Genomic DNA, 16,141 nt, shown 5'->3' on the forward strand with positions numbered 1-16,141 from the left:
GGCTGTGAGCCCTCGCCCGAAACGTCCGGTGGACCGCCGCCTGCTGACCGCGCTGGCGGAGTACCCCGTCATGGCCTCGCTCGTCGGCGCGGCCATGGCGGAGCGGTTCAGCGCCGCGGCGGCGGCCCCGCTGGGGGTCCTCGCCTCGGTCCCGCTGGTCGACCTCCAGGCCACCGTGGCGAAGACCGCGGCGGCCGGGAAGATCGTGTTCGTCAACATGGACTCGACCCCCGGCCTCGGCCACGACCCGGGCGCTCTCACCTACCTCAAGGGGATCGGGGCGGTCGCGGTCTGCTCCACCCGCGCCGGGATCATCGAGCGGGCGAGCGCGCTGGGCCTGCTGGCGATGCAGAAGGTCTTCGTGACGGACCGTTCCAACCTGCACCGCAGCGTCCAGTCCATCGCCCGCTCGCAGCCCGACCTCGTCCAGCTGATGCCCGCGGTCGTCCTGCCGTACGTGGAGCGCCAGGCGCGGGACCTCGGCGTCCCGTACCTGGCCGCCGGGTTCGTCCAGGCCGAGACCGACGTGGCGGACGCCCTCCGGCACGGCGCCGCGGGCGTGTGCACCTCCGACGAGGACCTCTGGGACCTGCGCCGCGCGGGCCTGCCCACCGCGCGCTGACCCTCCCCGCCGTACCCCCGCCGTCTCCGCTATTCGAAGGATCACGCATGCCGTCGGTGACGCCGACACGTCCTCGCGGCCGCACGCCCGGCCCGTCCGCGACGCCGCGGACGGGCGGTCCGGCGGTGCTCGCCCCGCCGCTGTTCGTCCTGCTGTGGAGCAGCGCGTTCATCGCCGGGATCCCGGGCGTGGAGTCGGCGCCGCCGCTGCTGCTGATGTTCGCCCGGTTCGGCCTCGCCGGGCTGCTGCTGGCCGGGTTCGCGCTGGCCGTCCGCGCGCCCTGGCCGCGCGGCCGGGCCCTCGCGCACCTCGCCGTCACCGGCCTGCTCATCCAGGCCGTGCAGTTCGGCGGCTTCTACACCGCGCTCGACCTCGGCTTCCCCGCCGCGGTCGTCTCCCTCGTGCAGGGCCTCAACCCGGTCGTGATCGCGTTCGCCGCGCGCCTGCTCGGCGAGACCGTCACCGCCCGGCAGTGGGCGGGCTTCGCGCTCGGCGCCGCCGGCGTCACCCTGGCCGTCGCCGACCGGCTCAGCCTGTCGGCCGGGGGCGTGCTGCTGTGCCTGCTGGGCCTGCTCGGCCTCAGCGCCGGGACGCTCTACCAGAAGCGGTTCGTCCCGGACATGGACGTCCGGTCGGGCACCGCCGCGCAGCTCCTCGCCGCCGCCCCGGCCGTCGGCGTGCTGAGCCTGCTGCTCGAGGAACCGCACGTCACCGACTGGGCGAAGTTCACCGGCTCGGTCGCCTGGATGGTCCTGGTCAACTCCATCGCCGCGTTCCTGCTGCTCAACACCATGCTGCAGCGGTTCTCGGCGAGCCGCGTCAGCACCCTGTTCTTCCTCACCCCGTCGGTCACCGCCCTGATGGCGTGGCTCCTGGTCGGCCAGTCGCTGCACCCGCTGGCCATCGCCGGGCTGGTGTTGGGCGGGGCGGGCGTGCTGCTGGCGAACCGCCAGGTCAGGACGCCCGAACCGGCAGGCTGATCCACGAAGCGCGGGCCGCGTCGTGGAACACGGTGTGGTCGGCGCGGACCATCGCCGGGTTCCGGTCGAAGCGCGGGAAGTTCGACGAGGCGATCTCGACCCGGATGCGGTGCCCGGCGCGGAACGTCTGGCTCGTCGCGGCGAGGTCGATCTCGTGCCGCGTCCGGTCGCCGGGGGAGCGGACGATCCCGTCGGTGACGCTCATCGCGCGCCCGTCCGGCCACACGTCCACGAGCTTGGCCGTCCAGTCGGCGCCCGGCGCGGACGTCGCCGCGTGCAGCACCGCCGTGACCGGGCCCGTCACCTCCACGTCCGCCGTCAGGACGGGCGTGGTGAAGCACAGGACGTCCGGGCGCTCCTCGATCGCGCGCTGGTCGCGGGGGCCCACGTTCACCGGATCGGGCAGCAGCACCCCGCCGCCGTGCGTCGGCACCGGGTCGTCCGGATCGTGGACGAACGTGGACGGCGCCGCGTCCGCCTCCGGTTCGCCGGGGGAGAGCGTCCCGCCCGCGTGCAGGTAGTACGGGGTCTGGGTGACGCCGGGCGGCGGCCACGACTCGGCCTCCCGCCACTCGTTCGCGCCCATCGTGAAGTAGCGGACCCTCGGGCCATCGGTCGAGCCGCTCAGGAACTCGATCTGCGTCGGCTCCAGCAGCGCGGTCGCCGCGGCGGCGGCGTGCCCGAAGTTCAACTCCCCGACGCCCGACATCTGCGACAGGTGCGTCCACGGGCCGATGACCAGCCGCCCGCCGGGGATCCGCCGGAAGTTCTCCAGGGTGCCGCGCAGGAACACGTCGAACCAGCCGGCCGTGTGCAGGACGGGCACGTCGATGCGGTCGTGCCGGAGCGTCTCCGCGAGGCCCCGCCAGTACGCGTCGCGTTCGGGATGGTCCGTCCAGTCGCGCCAGAACGGGAACATCTCCGACACGCCCGGCATGTCGCGGACGGGGGTCGTGCGCAGGGCCGCGTCCGGCTCGGCGAGCGCGCCCAGCAGCGTCGCGAAGCCGTCGCCCGGCGGCCGTCCGCCCGCGATGCCGTGCATCACGCCCAGCAGGCCCTGCATCGAGCCCCAGTGGAACGCCGACCCGACCGCGAACGCGCCCCCGTGGTACTTCAGCCCCTCGTAGAAGTCGTGCGGGGTCACCGACGCCACCACGGCCTTCAGCCCCGCGGGCCGCTCGGCCGCGAGCTGCAGCGCGCACCCGGCCAGGTAGGACCCGCCGGACGCGACGACCTCGCCGTTCGACCACGGCTGCTTCGTGATCCACGCGACCGTGTCGGCCCCGTCGCGGCCCTCGTTCTCCCACGGGACGAACTCGCCGTCGCTGCTCCCGCGCCCCCGGCAGTGCTGCAGCACCACCGCCATGCCCGCGTGCAGCCACGCGGTGACCGGCTGCGAGCGGAACACGCTCTCGCCGTAGGGGCCGCGGACGAGGACGGTCCGGTACGGGCCGCCCGACGCCGGACGGTGCACGTCGGCCCGCAGGACCACGCCGTCCCGCATCTCGACCGGCTGGTCGAGGGTCGTCGCGACGGGGACGGCGGGGCGGTCGAGTTCGGTCATCGGACGGGATCTCCCGGGGGTCGGGTACTGGGGGCTCAGGTGAGGGTGTAGGCGTCGTAGACGACCGCGTCCGGCTCGCGCCGCCCGGTGCCGACCGCCAGCGTGCGGCCCAGCCAGGCGTACTCGGGCGCGCCCGTCTCGAAGCGCAGGAAGAGGCGGAAGTAGTACTCGGACGGGTCGACGCCCGCGCCGTCCGCCAGCCGCGCCATCACCTCGGGCGGGCCGTGCCGGACACCCTGCGTCCGCAGGTACAGCAGGGCGCCGTCGGACGTGCGCAGCGCGTACCGGGTGTCGATGCTGGCCGAACCGTCCTCGTGGACGACCTGCCAGTCCGCCCCGCCGGGCAGGACCGTCCCGGTCAGCCGCGGCCCGGCGAACGAGCCGCCGGTGATGTTGACGATGCGGCGGTCGCCCCAGCGGGTCGTCCCGACGTGCAGGATCGGGGCCAGCTCCACGCGGAACGTCGCCAGCGGCTCCAGCTCCATCGACCGCCCCCTTCCACTCCGGGAGACGTTAGGCAGTTCCGTATTGGGCGTCAACGAAATGCCGAACATTCGCCCCCGGGGCGGGGGCCTCAGCCGAGCAGCCCCCGATCGGCGGCGAGGTCCAGGGCGGCTCGCGCGGCCGGGGCGAGCAGCCCGCGCTCGTCCGGCCCGACGAACCGGAACTCGTCCACCTCGCCGGACGCGGTCATCGCGCCCCGCCCGTCCGCCGTGAAGCACGCCATCCGGACGTGCTCGAACGCCGGCTGGTCGTGCGCCGGGGCGCGCACCGTGCCCAGCTCGCGCAGCGACGCCCGCTCCAGCTCCAGCCCGAGCTCCTCCCGCACCTCCCGCGACAGCGCCGACCAGTCGCTCTCGCCCGGCTCGCGCTTGCCGCCGGGCAGGTACAGCAGGTCGCGGCCGCGGGACCGGACGGCGAGCAGCCGCCCGTCCACGACCCGCACCCACGCGACGACGTCCAGATCGGCGTTGGCATCGGTCATGCCGATCAGTATCGCCGGGTCGCTCAGGAGACCGGGACGCGCCGGAGTGTGATCGATGTCGCTCCGGCCAGGCCGAGGGCCTCGGCCGCCGACCCCTGGTTGACCGCCAGGCCGAGCCAGCCGGACGAGTCGGTCCACAGCAGCGCGCTGCCGGGCGGCACGCCGCCGAACGTCTCGGCGAACGGGACCCGCGCGGTGCGCGCGTCCCCGTCCGGCCCCGTCCACGCGACGTCCAGCGGGGTGCCGGGGCCCGGCGGGGCACCGAGCGCGGCGGCGAGATCGGCCGGCTCCGCGCCGAGCACCAGGCTGCCGAACCGGTCGGTGTACAGGACCGGGACGGTCAGCGCCCCCTCCGCGACCGCCGGGGCGGGGACGTTCAGGGGCATCGGCTCCACGGCGGGACCGAACCCGGCGACGGCGACGCCCGCGGCGATGTGGGCGGCGGCGGGGGAGAAGACGTCGCGCCCGTGGAACGACGCCGACACGCTCGGCAGCCGGTACGCCGGATCCTCCAGCACGTGCGCCGCCGCGACGCCGCCGAGCGCGCCCGCCGCCGGGACCAGCAGCCCGTTGTCCGGGCCGACCAGGACGTCCCCGCGCCCGGTGACGAGCGCGACCGGCAGCCGGGGCGTGCCCACGCCCGGATCGACGATCCCGACGTGCACCCCCACCGGCAGGTACGGCAGCGACTGCCGCAGCAGCATGGCGCCCTCCCGCACGCCGAACGGGGTGATCTCGTCGCTGAGCACCAGCACGTTCGCGTCCGGGACGATCGTGTAGATCACCCCCGCGCAGACGGACGTGTAGGCGTCCCCGAAATCGGTCGCCAGGCTGACGAACGGGCGGCTGTCGGGCATGGGCACCTCGGGGGCGACGGGAACGGCGGGCCACCCCGTAGTCTCCCGGATGATGCGCCCCGAAGCCCTCGACCCCGTGCTGCTCCGCACGTTCGTCGCCGTCGCCGACCTCGGCTCCTTCACCGCCGCCGCGTCCGCCGGGGACTACACCCAGTCGGCCGTCTCCCGGCAGATCGCAGCTCTGGAGGACCTCTGCGGCGTCGAACTGTTCGCGCGCGGCGCGCGCGGCGTCCGCCCGACGCCCGCCGCGGAGCATCTCCTGCCGCACGCCCGCGCCCTCCTCGACCGGCTCGCCGACACCGCCCGCGCGCTCGACGGGCTGCGCCGCCTCGACGCCGGGACCCTGCGCGTCGGCGCGTTCCCCACCGCGAACGTCACGCTCGTCCCGGACGCGCTCGCCCGGCTGCGGGCGCGGCATCCCGGCGTGCGGGCCGTCCTGCGCGAGGGGCTGACCGAGCGGCTGGCGCCGATGCTCGACGCGGGCGATCTGGACATCGCCGTCGTCAGCACGCACAAGGTCCCCGCCCCCGCCGGCGACCTCGTCCGGCTGCTCGACGACGAACTGCTCGTCGCCCTCCCCGGCGGGCATCCCCTCGCGTCCCGCCGCCGCGTGCCCCTCGAAGGTCTCGCGGACGAGCCGTGGATCGTCGCCGACGAGCCCGCCGCCGTCGCCGCCCTGCACGCCCGCTGCGAGGCCGCCGGATTCACCCCGCGGACGCCCCTGCGGGCCGCCGAGTGGATCTCCAAGCTCGGTCTCGTCGCCGCGGGCTTCGGCGTCACGCTCGTCCCGTCCCTCGCGGCCGCCGGAGCGCGGCGGGACGGCGTCGTCCTGCGGGCGCTCGCGCCCGAACCGCCGCGCCGGACCGTGTACGCCGCCGTGGGCCGGCACGCCCGCAGGTCCCCGCCGGTGATCGCGTTCCTGGAGGACCTGCGGGCCGCGGCCGCCGCCGGTGGCTAGATGGCCGCGACGATCTCGACCTCGAGCAGCGCGTCCGGGTGGAAGAGTCGCGCGACCTCCACGGTCGTGCTCGCCGGCGCCGGGCTCGGCAGGTACCCGGCCCGCACCGCGCCGTACTCGGGCAGCCGGTCCAGGTCGGTGAGGAACGTGCGGATGCCGACGACGTCGGCGAACCCCGCCCCGTGCGCGGCGAGGATCCGCTCCAGCAGCGAGAAGACCACCTCCGACTGCCGGGTCATGTCGCCGGGCGCGTCCACCGTGCCGTCGTCCGCCAGGGCGATCTGCCCCGAGACGTGCAGCATCGGCCCGGATGCCACGTGGACGGCGTGCGAGTAGAGCGGGGTCGGCGGCGGGGGAACGGTCGCCGGATCGCTGTGCGTGATTCGTGTCCGTGTCATGGTGCGACCGACGCTAGGCGGCCGCGAGCCATGCGACCAGCGAAGGTTTCGCACACCCGCCATGCGGGACGCGCATGCCTCAGACGGCGAGCAGGATCCCCGCGACGGCCAGCAGGATCGTCAGGCCCGTCGCCAGCAGGACGGACTCGGCGTCGGCGATCCGCCGCCCCCGCGGGAGCCGGTCCCCGCGCCGCCGCAGGCTCCGCCCCGTCCGGCGCAACTGCAGCGCCGCCGCCCCGCACACCACGGCCGCCGCGGCCCCCGCGCCGAGGTCCGAGGGCGCCAGCCGCACGCACAGCAGCCCGACGACGAGCAGCGCGAGCGTCGTCCGCGACCAGGCCAGGGCCGTCCGTTCCGGCTGCGCGCCCCGGTCCCAGAGCGGCGGGGCGGTCATCGGGTGAGCAGCAGGGCGACGACCAGGGCGACCGCCGCGACCGCCAGCCCGTAGGACATGAGCGGGGCGAGCGCCGGGGGCGGGAGGGGTTCGTCGCGGCGGAGCGCACGCTCGGTGCGCAGCCAGCGGCGGAACGCCAGCGCGGCGAGCAGCGCGCCGGCGGCGGAGAAGCCGATCGCCAGGACGTGCCGGAGCGGCGTGTCGACCAGGTCGCCGGCGAGGGCCACGCCGACGCCTCCCGCGACCAGGGCCAGCGCCGTGCGGATCCAGGCGAGGAAGGTCCGCTCGTTGGCGAGGGTGAAGCGCGGGTCGGGGTCGCGTCCCTCGGCCAGCAGACGATCGGTCCATCTGCCGCCGGGGGAGCGGGGAGAGCGCGTCGCGGTCATCGGTGCGTCGAACCTGCATTCGTGGGAAGCATCGGACCTTCATATTAGGCGATCCATGCCATTTCCGAATTTGCCGAATTTCCCGACTCAACAACTGGGAATAGTGGGGTGATTGATTCGCGTCGCAGGTCAGCGCGGTCGCGGAACGTGCCGTCCACCGGCTCGCAATGGCGGCTCAGGGGGCGAAACGGCGGGCGGAGGCGTCCTCCCGCGCGAGCCCGAGCAGGGCCGTCAGCACCTGCTCGTACACGACCGCCGACACCAGCAGGGACTGGACGGTCCGGGCCGCCGGGGCGGCCTCGTCGACCCGGGCGATCTCGTGCTCGGCGACGTCGGCGGCGGCCCGCACGTACGGGCGCAGGTCGGCGAGCGTCACCGGGAACCCGAGGCGGCGCAGCGAGACGAACGCGGTGGCGAGCAGGTCGCGGGCGGGGGCGTCGGCCGCGACGCGCCAGCCGAGTTCGCCGACGAGCGCGTCGACGTCGTTCCGGGCGGCGCGCCAGTCCGGGTCGGCGGGCGCGGCGGCGTCCGGGGTGACGGCGTGCTGCGCCGCCCCGACGAGGGCGTGCGGGCCGCCGTCCCCGTCGACCGCGTCGACGATCTCCCGGATCGCCGCGACGGGCAGGTCGCCGACCTCGCGCAGCGCGCTGATCAGCCGCAGCCGCTCCAGGTGCGCTGGGCCGTACTCGGACCGGGTGGCGCTCACCGCCGAGCCCCTCGGCAGCAGTCCCCGGCGGATGTAGAACTTGATCGTCTGCACCGTCAGGCCGCTGCGGTCGCTCAGCTCGGAGATCTGCACCGCGTACCCCCTCGTCCGGAGGGTAGCTCCGAATCGCCCGCCGCCGCGGGCGATCGGGGGTATTCGCCGGTCAGGACGCGGTGCGGCGCATCCCCTCGGAGATCTTCTCGGCGGCGGCGATGACGGGGCCCGCGTGCAGGCGGCCGGGGGACCGGGTGAGCCGCTCCAGCGGGCCGGACACCGAGACGGCGGCGATCACCCGCCCGGCGGCGCCGCGGATCGGGGCCGACACCGAGCCGACGCCCTGCTCGCGCTCCCCGACGCTCTGCGCCCAGCCCCGGCGCCGGACGGACGCGAGCGTGGCGGCCTCGAACTTCGCGCCGCGCAGCCCGCGGTGCAGCCGGTCGGGCTCCTCCCAGGCGAGCAGGATCTGCGCGGCGGACCCGGCGGTCATCGGGAGGGCGGCGCCGACCGGGATGGTGTCGCGTAGGCCGCTGCTGCGCTCGGCGGCGGCGACGCAGACCCGGACGTCCCCCTGCCGGCGGAACAGCGACGCGCTCTCGCCCGTCAGGTCGCGGAGCTGGGACAGGATCGGCTGGGCGATCGCGAGCAGGCGGTCCTCGCCCGCGGCGACGGACAGCTCGGCGAGCCGCGGGCCGAGGATGAACCGGCCCTGCGCGTCGCGGTGCACGAACCGGTGGTGCTCCAGCGCGACGGCGAGGCGGTGGGCGGTCGGCCGGGCCAGCCCGGTGCTCTGGACGAGCTGGGCGAGCGACGCCGGGCCCGCCTCGAGCGCGTTCAGTACGAGAACCGCTTTGTCAAGTACGCCGACTCCGCTAGAGTTGTCCATGTCTTGATATTGCAGTCTCGGAATGTGAGATGCAAATCAGGACGGACCAGACCAGCGGCGCGGACGGCATCGAACACGGCGCGCCCGGGACGAATCATGACAGGTGAGGTGGGAGCGATGGGCCGGACACTGGCCGAGAAGGTGTACGACGCGCACGTCGTACGGCGTGCCGAGGGCGAGCCCGACCTCCTCTACATCGACCTGCATCTGGTGCACGAGGTCACCAGCCCGCAGGCGTTCGACGGGCTGCGGATGAACGGGCGGCAGGTCCGCCGACCCGACCTGACGATCGCCACCGAGGACCACAACGTCCCGACGACCGACCTGCTCAAGCCGATCGCCGACCCGGTGTCGCGCACCCAGGTCGAGACGCTGCGCAAGAACTGCTCCGACTTCGGCGTCCGGCTGCATCCGATGGGCGACGACGGGCAGGGGATCGTCCACGTCATCGGCCCGCAGCTCGGGCTGACCCAGCCCGGCATGACGGTCGTGTGCGGCGACTCGCACACCTCCACGCACGGCGCGTTCGGCGCGCTCGCGTTCGGCATCGGCACCAGCGAGGTCGAGCACGTCCTCGCCACCCAGACGCTGCCGCAGGTCCAGCCGAAGACGATGGCCGTCACCGTCGAGGGGGAACTGCCCGCCGGCGTCACCGCCAAGGACCTCATCCTGGCGATCATCGCCCGGATCGGCACCGGCGGCGGCCAGGGCCACATCATCGAGTACCGCGGCGAGGCCGTCCGCTCGCTGTCGATGGAAGGCCGCATGACGGTCTGCAACATGTCGATCGAGGCCGGTGCCCGCGCGGGCATGATCGCCCCGGACGAGACGACGTTCGAGTACATCAAGGGCCGCCCGCACGCGCCCGAGGGCGCCGACTGGGACGCGGCCGTCGAGTACTGGACGTCCCTGCGCACCGACGACGACGCGGTCTTCGACAAGGAGATCGTCATCGACGCCGCCGCGCTCACCCCGTTCGTCACCTGGGGCACCAACCCCGGCCAGGGCCTCCCGCTCGGCGAGTCCGTGCCCGACCCCGCGTCCTTCGCCGACCCGGTCGACCGGCAGGCCGCCGAGCGCGCCCTCGAGTACATGGGCCTCACCGCCGGGACGCCGCTGCGCGACGTCGCCGTCGACACGGTGTTCGTCGGCTCCTGCACCAACGGACGCATCGAGGACCTGCGCGCCGTCGCGGACGTCCTCAAGGACCGCCGGGTCGCCGACGGCGTCCGCATGCTGGTCGTCCCCGGCTCCATGAAGGTCAAGAAGCAGGCCGAGGACGAGGGGCTCGACGAGGTCATCTCCGCCTCGGGCGCCGAGTGGCGGGAGGCGGGCTGCTCGATGTGCCTGGCCATGAACCCCGACAAGCTCGCCCCGGGCGAGCGCAGCGCCTCGACGTCCAACCGCAACTTCGAGGGCCGGCAGGGCCCCGGCGGCCGCACGCACCTGGTGTCGCCCGCCGTCGCCGCCGCCACCGCCGTCACCGGCCGCCTCGCCGCTCCCGCCGACCTCTAAGGACTTCACGATGGAAGCGTTCACGACCTACACCGGGCGCGCGGTCCCGCTGCGCCGCAGCAACGTCGACACCGACCAGATCATCCCCGCCGTGTGGCTCAAGCAGGTCAGCCGCACCGGTTTCGACAAGGGCCTGTTCTCCGCCTGGCGCGAGGACCCCGAGTTCGTCCTCGACCAGCCCCGGTACGCGGGTGCCGGGATCCTGGTCGCCGGCCCGGACTTCGGCACCGGCTCGTCCCGCGAGCACGCCGTCTGGGCCCTGCAGCAGTACGGCTTCCGCGTCGTCATCGCGCCGCGCTTCGGCGACATCTTCCGCAACAACTCCACGAAGATGGGCCTGCTGCCCGTCATCCTCACCGGCGAGCAGGTCGAGACCCTGCACACGCTGGTCGAGCGGGACCCGGCGCTGGAGATCACCGTCGACCTGGAGAAGCGCGAGGTCCGCTACGGCGCCGAGACCGCCGCCTTCGAGATCGACGACTACACCCGCTGGCGGCTGATGGAGGGCCTCGACGACATCGGCCTCACCCTCCGCCACGCCGACGCCATCGCCGACTTCGAGTCCACCCGCCAGTCCTACAAGCCGGTCACGGTGTAAGGACGATCCGCGCGGCCTCCGGCGCCGGGGGCGCCTACGGCCGCGCGGGGCTCCGTCTCCCGCCACGGCGCGCTTCCGCGGGCCGTGGCGGGTTCGGCGCCCTCGCGCTACGGCGCCCATTGCCGGGTGTGTGCGGCCGTGTGGGGTGTCGGGTGGGCCGTGTGCGGCTGTGTGGGGTGGTCGTGCGGGGTGTCGGGCGGGGCGTGTGCGGCCGTGCGGGGCCGTGCGGGTGTCGGGCGGGGCGTGCGTGGCCGTGCGGGTACCGGAGTGTTACCCCGGACCGGAGTCGCCGGTCCGGGGCTTCGGCGTACCCGGGTGCCGGAGCATCGGGGACGACCGGCGACAATCGAGGTACGAGGCCCGAACGAGTGTTGAGGGGGGATCCACGTGACCTCGGCCCCGTGGGACGGACCGGCATGGGACGACCCGGAGCTGACCCGGCTCGCGCGGCAGCTGCGCGACGCCCATCGCGCCGTCGCGCCGCTCCCGCCGCAGGTCCGGCAGCGGCTCATCCGGCACCTCCTGGCGATCACCGATCTGGCCAAACGGGACGCCGCGCTGGCCGCGCGCAGGCTGGAGGCGTTCCTCGCCGATTTCCAAGACGCGCCCGACGTCCGTTAGCGTGCGCAGTGGCCGGATCCGGTCCGGTCACCCGGCGAGACGGGGACGAGAACGACAAAAACGGCCGCGACACGCCAACTATTGCGTGCAGGTGATTGTGTCGGTGCTGAGGGTCCCTTAGTTTCGTTCGGGCAAGGGGGGAACTAGAGGAGTAACCCATGAACAAGCGTGAGCTGGTCGACGCCATCTCTGACCGGCTGGGCAGCAAGAAGGCCGCAGCCGAGGCCGTCGACGCCATCCTGGAGGCGATCCAGACCGCCGTCGCCAAGGGCGACAAGGTCGCGATCACCGGGTTCGGTTCGTTCGAGAAGGCCGACCGGCCTGCCCGTACGGCCCGTAACCCCGCAACGGGCAAGACCATCGAGGTTCCCGCGACGTCCGTGCCGAAGTTCAAGGCCGGCGCCGACTTCAAGAACCTCGTGGCCGGCAAGAAGTAACCGCAGGGCGACGGTGCCCGGGACCCATCGGGTCCCGGGCGTCTTCGTATCTCGGGCCGCGTACCTGGGGGGCGCGGTGCCTGGGGGCCGCGTTCTTGGCGTACCAGGGCCGCGTACTTGGGGGCTGCGTACCTGGGGACCGCGTTCCTCAGGGCAGCGGGAACGTCGACAGCGTCACCACCGCGACCCGGTCCTCGTGCAGCGCGAGGTTCACCCGCTGCCCGAACCGCAGCAGCCGCAGCCCGCCCGCGTCGAAAGCCGCGGCGTCGAACGGCAGTTCCGTCCCGTCGTCCAGCAGCACGCTGCCCGAGCGCGTCTCGTCGTCGAACGTCCGCACCGTCCCCTGCATGACGATCAGCCTACGTCGGCGCCGGGCGACGGCGCGCCGGGGCCCGCCGCCGTGCGGACGGAGCGTTCGTTCAGGCGTCGGCGGCGAGGGCGGGCAGCCGGGCGGCGACGGACGCGGTGTGCGGGCCGGCGCCGAGCGCGAGGACCGCACGAAGATCGTCCGGGGTGTCCACATCCCGGCGTACGCTGTCGATGGAATCCAGGACCAGTTCCCGGGCGCCCAGGGCGCGGTGCGCGGCGCGGGAGCCGCGGCCGAACGCCGGGGTGAACGGGACGCCGGGACGCGCGGTGTACAGGGTGGTGCCGACGCCCGCCGCGTCCGGGACGAACGCGTGCGGCGCGGCCGCGGCGGCGTCGAGGACGCGCGCGAGTTCGTTCGGTCGCAAAGCGGGCAAGTCAGCGGAAAGCGCCCCCACTCCCGCGTCCGGGGCGGCCTCCCGGCCCCGCGCGGCCCCGTACTCCAGGGCCGGGTTGAGGCCCGCGTCCGGCGCGTCGGGCACGATCCGGGCGCCGAGGGCGGCCAGTTCGGCGGCCGGAAGGGGATCGTCGGTGACGACAATCACATCGCGGACGCGGTCGCAGCGCAGCGCCGCGGCGACCGTGTCGGTGGCCACGGCCAGCGCCAGGTCCCGCCGCAGCGGGCCCGCGGCCGCGGACATCCGGGTCTTGGCCCTGGCCAGGACCTTGACCGGCACGACGAGCGACCACGGGAGGGCAGGCGCGCTGCGCGCTTCAGCAGTAGACATGGCGACTCGACACTATGCGCACGCAAGCGCGAAACTTGAGGACACCCCGCGTTCACCCGGGGTACGGATCGGAAGGGGACGGGGCATGAGCCACGGGTATTCGCCGGCCTGGCGCAAGCTCACGATCGTCATCCTGCGCCCGCTGCTGTTCGGGTTGCTGAAACGGGACTGGCGGGGCCGGCGCAACGTGCCCGGGGAAGGCGGTGTGATCATCGCCGCGAACCACATCTCGGAGTCCGATCCGCTGGCGCTCGCCCATTTCGTGTACAAGGCGGGCCGCTACCCGGTCTTCCTGGCGAAGTCGACGCTGTTCGACGTCCCGCTCGTCCGGACGGTGCTGCGCGGTACCGGGCAGATCCCCGTGTACCGGGACCGGGAGGACGCGGCGGCGGTGCTGCGGGACGCGGAACGCGCGCTGCTCGACGGCGAGTGCCTGATGTTCTACCCCGAGGGCAGCTGCACCCGCGACCCCGAGCTGTGGCCGATGAGCGGCCAGACCGGCGTGGCGCGGATGGCGCTGAAGACGGGCGCGAAGGTCGTTCCGGTGGCGAGCTGGGGCGCGCACGAGCTGCTGCCGTACCGCAAGGGCGAGCGGACCGGCCTGGCGGGCCGCCTGAAGAAGGGGTTCCGGCCGTTCCCCCGCAAGACGATGCGGGTGAACGCGGGCCCGCCGGTCGACCTCTCGCGGTACGCGGGCGAGCCGCTCACCAAGGAGACGCTGCGGGCCGCGACGGACGACATCATGACGGCCATCGCCGGGCTGCTCGGCGAGCTGCGGGGCGCGGAGCCGCCCGCGGAACGGTACGACCACCACCGGGTGCTGGAGGAACGCCGCGCCCAGGTGCCCGGCGCCCGTCCGGCCGGGGACGCCGCCGACGACACCGCCGCCGAGCGCACCACCGGACGCGGGGCGGCCTCGTGACCTTCCGGACCGCGGTGATGGGCGCGGGCTCCTGGGGCACGACGTTCGGCAAGCTGCTGCACGACGCGGGCGGCGAGGTGGTCCTGTGGGGCCGCCGGCCCGGCGTCGTCGAGGCGATCAACGACCGGCACGAGAACACCGACTACCTGCCGGGCATCGCGCTCCCCGAGGGGATGCGCGCCACGCTCGACCCCGCCGAGGCCCTGCACGGCGCCGACTTCGTCGCGCTCGCCGTCCCCGCGCAGACCCTGCGCGCGAACCTCGCCGAGTGGGTTCCGCATCTGCCGTCCGGCGCCGTCATGGTGAGCCTGATGAAGGGCGTGGAGGACGGCACGACGCTGCGGATGTCGGAGGTCGTGCGGGAGGTCGCCGACGTCCCGCGGGAGCGGGTCGCGGTGTTCTGCGGGCCGAACCTGGCGCGCGAGATCGCGAGCGGCGAGCCCGGCGCCGCGGTCGCCGCCTGCGCGGACGAGGACGCGGCGCGGCGCCTCCAGGCGGCGACGATGACCCCGTACTTCCGCGTCTACACCTCCACGGACGTCATCGGCTGCGAGTTGGGCGGCGCGGTGAAGAACATCGTGGCGCTGTGCGTGGGCATGTCGGTCGGGCTCGGGTTCGGCGCCAGCACCCAGGCGGTGCTGATGACCCGCGGCCTCGCCGAGATCACCCGGCTCGGGGTGGCGATGGGCGCGGACGAGCACACCTTCGCGGGGCTCGCCGGGATGGGCGACCTCGTCGGGACGTGCATGTCGCCGCTGTCGCGGAACCGCACCTTCGGCGAGAACCTCGGCCGGGGCATGACGCTGGAGCAGGTCATCTCGGTGACCAAGCAGACCGCCGAAGGCGTGAAGTCGGCGGAGGCGGTGATGGAACTGGCCCGCAAGCACAACGTGGAGATGCCGATCACGGAGGCGGTCACCGCCTTCCTGCACCACGGCATGCCGATCAAGGAGGCCGCGCTGTCGCTCATCTCCCGAGCCCCGAAGGCGGAGCGCTATGGCGTGTGACCTGCGGCGGACGTCCCGGCGGGCCCGCGCGGACCGCTCGTGGCCGACCCCGCCCCGGCAACGGTAGGGTCGGGGATCATGTCCCATTCCAAGATCCGCGTGGCCGTCGTGTTCGGCGGGCGCAGCAGCGAGCACGCGATCTCCTGCGTCACCGCCGGAGCCGTGATGGCCGCGATCGACCGGGACCGCTACGAGGTGGTGCCGATCGGCATCGCCCGCGACGGCCGCTGGGTACTGGCGTCCGACGGCCAGCGGCTCGCGATCGAGGACGGCCGGCTGCCCGAGGTGGACGGCGGCGGCACGGCGCTCGCGCTGCCGTTCGACCCCGCCGCCCGCGGCCTGATCGCCGTCGCCCCGGGGGAGATCCCCGCCTCGCTCGGCGAGGTCGACGTCGTCCTGCCGCTGCTGCACGGCCCGTTCGGGGAGGACGGCACCATCCAGGGCATGCTCGACCTGGCGGGCATCCGCTACGTCGGTGCCGGGGTGCTGGCCAGCGCGGTCGGCATGGACAAGGGCTTCATGAAGCTCGTCTGGCAGGCGCAGGGGCTGCCCGTCGGCCCGTACGTGCTGGTCGGCGACCGGGAGTGGCGCCGCGAGCGCAAGCGCAAGATCGACGAGATCAAGGAGCTCGGGCTGGACGCGGGTCGTCCGGTGTTCGTCAAGCCCGCGCGGGCCGGGTCGAGCATGGGCATCAGCCGCGTCACCTCCGAGGACGATCTGGAGGCGGCGGTCGAGGCGGCCCGCGAGCACGACCCGAAGGTCATCGTGGAGGCCGCGATCGAGGGCCGCGAGATCGAGTGCGGCGTGCTGCAGGGCTTGGACGACGGCCCGGCGGAGGCGAGCCTGCCCGCCGAGGTGCGGACGTCCGGCGACAGCGACTTCTACGACTTCGAGACCAAGTACCTCGACGGCGGCACCACGATGGAGATCCCGCCGGACCTGCCGGAGCCGGCGATCGAGGAGGTCCGGCGCATTGCCGTCCAGGCGTTCGAGGCGCTGGACTGCGAGGGCCTCGCCCGCGTCGACTTCTTCCGGACGCCGGACGGCCGCTGGGTCCTCAACGAGATCAACACGATGCCCGGGTTCACGCCCGCGTCGGCGTTCCCGCAGATGTGGGCCGCGACCGGCCTGGACTACCCGGCCCTCGTCGACCGCCTGATCCGGACCGCCGCCGACCGCACCACCGGCCTGCGCTGAGCCCTCCGCCGCGGCCG

General features: G+C 74.2%; 21 protein-coding genes. 10 read left to right on the plus strand and 11 right to left on the minus strand.

Going from position 1 to position 16,141, the window contains the following annotated elements; all coding sequences use genetic code 11:
- The first annotated feature begins 4 nt into the window (after window positions 1-4).
- Window positions 5-622 carry a glycerol-3-phosphate responsive antiterminator gene (locus F7P10_RS33580; protein WP_218040221.1) on the plus strand — a complete coding sequence of 206 codons (618 nt, stop codon included), beginning with the start codon at window positions 5-7 and terminating at the stop codon, window positions 620-622.
- Between the two features lie 47 nt (window positions 623-669).
- Window positions 670-1,602 (plus strand): DMT family transporter, encoded by a 933-nt coding sequence (locus tag F7P10_RS33585; protein WP_151015682.1) that lies wholly within the window; start codon window positions 670-672, stop codon window positions 1,600-1,602.
- Here the strand turns inward: F7P10_RS33585 and F7P10_RS33590 are convergent.
- The 4 genes from F7P10_RS33590 to F7P10_RS33605 form a co-directional block, all read right to left on the minus strand.
- Window positions 1,577-3,166, minus strand: a complete 1,590-nt coding sequence (locus F7P10_RS33590; protein ID WP_151015684.1) for a CocE/NonD family hydrolase — start codon at window positions 3,164-3,166, stop codon at window positions 1,577-1,579. The two genes, F7P10_RS33585 and F7P10_RS33590, sit on opposite strands and share 26 nt — an antisense overlap.
- Window positions 3,167-3,201: 35 nt before the next feature.
- Window positions 3,202-3,651, minus strand: a complete 450-nt coding sequence (locus tag F7P10_RS33595; protein ID WP_151015686.1) for a DUF3237 domain-containing protein — start codon at window positions 3,649-3,651, stop codon at window positions 3,202-3,204.
- 89 nt (window positions 3,652-3,740) lie between these two features.
- A complete protein-coding gene (locus F7P10_RS33600; RefSeq protein WP_151015688.1) occupies window positions 3,741-4,151 on the minus strand; it encodes an NUDIX domain-containing protein in 411 nt (136 codons plus the stop codon).
- A 23-nt stretch (window positions 4,152-4,174) separates the two neighbouring features.
- Window positions 4,175-5,008, minus strand: coding sequence for an S-adenosyl-l-methionine hydroxide adenosyltransferase family protein (locus F7P10_RS33605; RefSeq protein WP_151015690.1), 834 nt, complete (start codon window positions 5,006-5,008; stop codon window positions 4,175-4,177).
- Between the two features lie 49 nt (window positions 5,009-5,057).
- Here F7P10_RS33605 and F7P10_RS33610 point away from each other — a divergent pair, with 49 nt between their 5' ends.
- The gene (locus F7P10_RS33610; RefSeq protein WP_254716159.1) at window positions 5,058-5,966 is read left to right on the plus strand and encodes a LysR family transcriptional regulator; all 909 of its coding nucleotides are present in this window, start codon (window positions 5,058-5,060) and stop codon (window positions 5,964-5,966) included.
- Here the strand turns inward: F7P10_RS33610 and F7P10_RS33615 are convergent.
- From F7P10_RS33615 to F7P10_RS33635, 5 genes are all read right to left on the minus strand, one after another.
- A complete protein-coding gene (locus F7P10_RS33615) occupies window positions 5,963-6,364 on the minus strand; it encodes a RidA family protein (RefSeq protein WP_151015692.1) in 402 nt (133 codons plus the stop codon). The two genes, F7P10_RS33610 and F7P10_RS33615, sit on opposite strands and share 4 nt — an antisense overlap.
- Window positions 6,365-6,443: 79 nt before the next feature.
- Window positions 6,444-6,758 carry a DUF202 domain-containing protein gene (locus tag F7P10_RS33620; RefSeq protein ID WP_151015694.1) on the minus strand — a complete coding sequence of 105 codons (315 nt, stop codon included), beginning with the start codon at window positions 6,756-6,758 and terminating at the stop codon, window positions 6,444-6,446.
- A complete protein-coding gene (locus F7P10_RS33625) occupies window positions 6,755-7,144 on the minus strand; it encodes a YidH family protein (protein ID WP_151015696.1) in 390 nt (129 codons plus the stop codon). The genes F7P10_RS33620 and F7P10_RS33625 overlap by 4 nt, the downstream gene beginning before the upstream one ends.
- A 175-nt stretch (window positions 7,145-7,319) precedes the next feature.
- Window positions 7,320-7,943, minus strand: coding sequence for a MerR family transcriptional regulator (locus F7P10_RS33630; protein ID WP_151015698.1), 624 nt, complete (start codon window positions 7,941-7,943; stop codon window positions 7,320-7,322).
- A gap of 70 nt (window positions 7,944-8,013) precedes the next feature.
- Window positions 8,014-8,733, minus strand: coding sequence for an IclR family transcriptional regulator (locus tag F7P10_RS33635; RefSeq protein ID WP_151015700.1), 720 nt, complete (start codon window positions 8,731-8,733; stop codon window positions 8,014-8,016).
- A gap of 117 nt (window positions 8,734-8,850) precedes the next feature.
- On the opposite strand from F7P10_RS33635, the gene leuC reads away from it, so the two are divergent.
- The 4 genes from leuC (at window position 8,851) to F7P10_RS33655 (ending at window position 11,904) form a co-directional block, all read left to right on the plus strand.
- On the plus strand, window positions 8,851-10,248 hold the full coding sequence (gene leuC / locus F7P10_RS33640; protein WP_151015702.1) for a 3-isopropylmalate dehydratase large subunit: 1,398 nt from the start codon (window positions 8,851-8,853) through the stop codon (window positions 10,246-10,248).
- 10 nt (window positions 10,249-10,258) lie between these two features.
- A complete protein-coding gene (gene leuD / locus F7P10_RS33645) occupies window positions 10,259-10,846 on the plus strand; it encodes a 3-isopropylmalate dehydratase small subunit (protein WP_151015704.1) in 588 nt (195 codons plus the stop codon).
- 387 nt (window positions 10,847-11,233) lie between these two features.
- Window positions 11,234-11,467 carry a hypothetical protein gene (locus tag F7P10_RS33650; protein ID WP_151015706.1) on the plus strand — a complete coding sequence of 78 codons (234 nt, stop codon included), beginning with the start codon at window positions 11,234-11,236 and terminating at the stop codon, window positions 11,465-11,467.
- A 158-nt stretch (window positions 11,468-11,625) separates the two neighbouring features.
- The gene (locus F7P10_RS33655; protein WP_026403810.1) at window positions 11,626-11,904 is read left to right on the plus strand and encodes an HU family DNA-binding protein; all 279 of its coding nucleotides are present in this window, start codon (window positions 11,626-11,628) and stop codon (window positions 11,902-11,904) included.
- A 148-nt stretch (window positions 11,905-12,052) separates the two neighbouring features.
- Here the strand turns inward: F7P10_RS33655 and F7P10_RS33660 are convergent, their stop codons facing one another.
- Window positions 12,053-12,253: a cold-shock protein gene (locus tag F7P10_RS33660; protein ID WP_151015708.1), complete on the minus strand. Its 201-nt coding sequence runs from the start codon at window positions 12,251-12,253 to the stop codon at window positions 12,053-12,055.
- A 70-nt stretch (window positions 12,254-12,323) separates the two neighbouring features.
- Window positions 12,324-12,998: a 2-phospho-L-lactate guanylyltransferase gene (cofC, locus tag F7P10_RS33665; protein ID WP_151015710.1), complete on the minus strand. Its 675-nt coding sequence runs from the start codon at window positions 12,996-12,998 to the stop codon at window positions 12,324-12,326.
- A gap of 85 nt (window positions 12,999-13,083) precedes the next feature.
- Between cofC and F7P10_RS33670 the strand changes: the two genes are divergently transcribed.
- From F7P10_RS33670 to F7P10_RS33680, 3 genes are all read left to right on the plus strand, one after another.
- The gene (locus tag F7P10_RS33670; RefSeq protein ID WP_151015711.1) at window positions 13,084-13,920 is read left to right on the plus strand and encodes a 1-acyl-sn-glycerol-3-phosphate acyltransferase; all 837 of its coding nucleotides are present in this window, start codon (window positions 13,084-13,086) and stop codon (window positions 13,918-13,920) included.
- Between the two features lie 17 nt (window positions 13,921-13,937).
- Entirely contained in the window at window positions 13,938-14,927 is a 990-nt protein-coding gene (locus tag F7P10_RS33675) for an NAD(P)H-dependent glycerol-3-phosphate dehydrogenase (protein WP_151018449.1), read from the plus strand.
- A gap of 78 nt (window positions 14,928-15,005) precedes the next feature.
- Complete coding sequence (locus F7P10_RS33680; RefSeq protein WP_151015713.1) at window positions 15,006-16,124, plus strand: D-alanine--D-alanine ligase family protein; 1,119 nt, start codon at window positions 15,006-15,008, stop codon at window positions 16,122-16,124.
- The last annotated feature ends 17 nt before the right edge of the window (window positions 16,125-16,141 follow it).

This window comes from Actinomadura sp. WMMB 499 (genome assembly GCF_008824145.1).
GTDB lineage: Bacteria > Actinomycetota > Actinomycetes > Streptosporangiales > Streptosporangiaceae > Spirillospora.

Coding starts and splice junctions, on each gene's coding strand:
- F7P10_RS33585 (WP_151015682.1), top strand. CDS start 670: ATGCCGTCGGTGACGCCGACACGTCCTCGCGGCCGCACGCCCGGCCCG.
- F7P10_RS33590 (WP_151015684.1), bottom strand. CDS start 3,166: ATGACCGAACTCGACCGCCCCGCCGTCCCCGTCGCGACGACCCTCGAC.
- F7P10_RS33595 (WP_151015686.1), bottom strand. CDS start 3,651: ATGGAGCTGGAGCCGCTGGCGACGTTCCGCGTGGAGCTGGCCCCGATC.
- F7P10_RS33600 (WP_151015688.1), bottom strand. CDS start 4,151: ATGACCGATGCCAACGCCGATCTGGACGTCGTCGCGTGGGTGCGGGTC.
- F7P10_RS33605 (WP_151015690.1), bottom strand. CDS start 5,008: ATGCCCGACAGCCGCCCGTTCGTCAGCCTGGCGACCGATTTCGGGGAC.
- F7P10_RS33610 (WP_254716159.1), top strand. CDS start 5,058: ATGATGCGCCCCGAAGCCCTCGACCCCGTGCTGCTCCGCACGTTCGTC.
- F7P10_RS33615 (WP_151015692.1), bottom strand. CDS start 6,364: ATGACACGGACACGAATCACGCACAGCGATCCGGCGACCGTTCCCCCG.
- F7P10_RS33620 (WP_151015694.1), bottom strand. CDS start 6,758: ATGACCGCCCCGCCGCTCTGGGACCGGGGCGCGCAGCCGGAACGGACG.
- F7P10_RS33625 (WP_151015696.1), bottom strand. CDS start 7,144: ATGACCGCGACGCGCTCTCCCCGCTCCCCCGGCGGCAGATGGACCGAT.
- F7P10_RS33635 (WP_151015700.1), bottom strand. CDS start 8,733: ATGGACAACTCTAGCGGAGTCGGCGTACTTGACAAAGCGGTTCTCGTA.
- leuC (WP_151015702.1), top strand. CDS start 8,851: ATGGGCCGGACACTGGCCGAGAAGGTGTACGACGCGCACGTCGTACGG.
- leuD (WP_151015704.1), top strand. CDS start 10,259: ATGGAAGCGTTCACGACCTACACCGGGCGCGCGGTCCCGCTGCGCCGC.
- F7P10_RS33655 (WP_026403810.1), top strand. CDS start 11,626: ATGAACAAGCGTGAGCTGGTCGACGCCATCTCTGACCGGCTGGGCAGC.
- F7P10_RS33660 (WP_151015708.1), bottom strand. CDS start 12,253: ATGCAGGGGACGGTGCGGACGTTCGACGACGAGACGCGCTCGGGCAGC.
- cofC (WP_151015710.1), bottom strand. CDS start 12,998: ATGTCTACTGCTGAAGCGCGCAGCGCGCCTGCCCTCCCGTGGTCGCTC.
- F7P10_RS33670 (WP_151015711.1), top strand. CDS start 13,084: ATGAGCCACGGGTATTCGCCGGCCTGGCGCAAGCTCACGATCGTCATC.
- F7P10_RS33675 (WP_151018449.1), top strand. CDS start 13,938: ATGGGCGCGGGCTCCTGGGGCACGACGTTCGGCAAGCTGCTGCACGAC.
- F7P10_RS33680 (WP_151015713.1), top strand. CDS start 15,006: ATGTCCCATTCCAAGATCCGCGTGGCCGTCGTGTTCGGCGGGCGCAGC.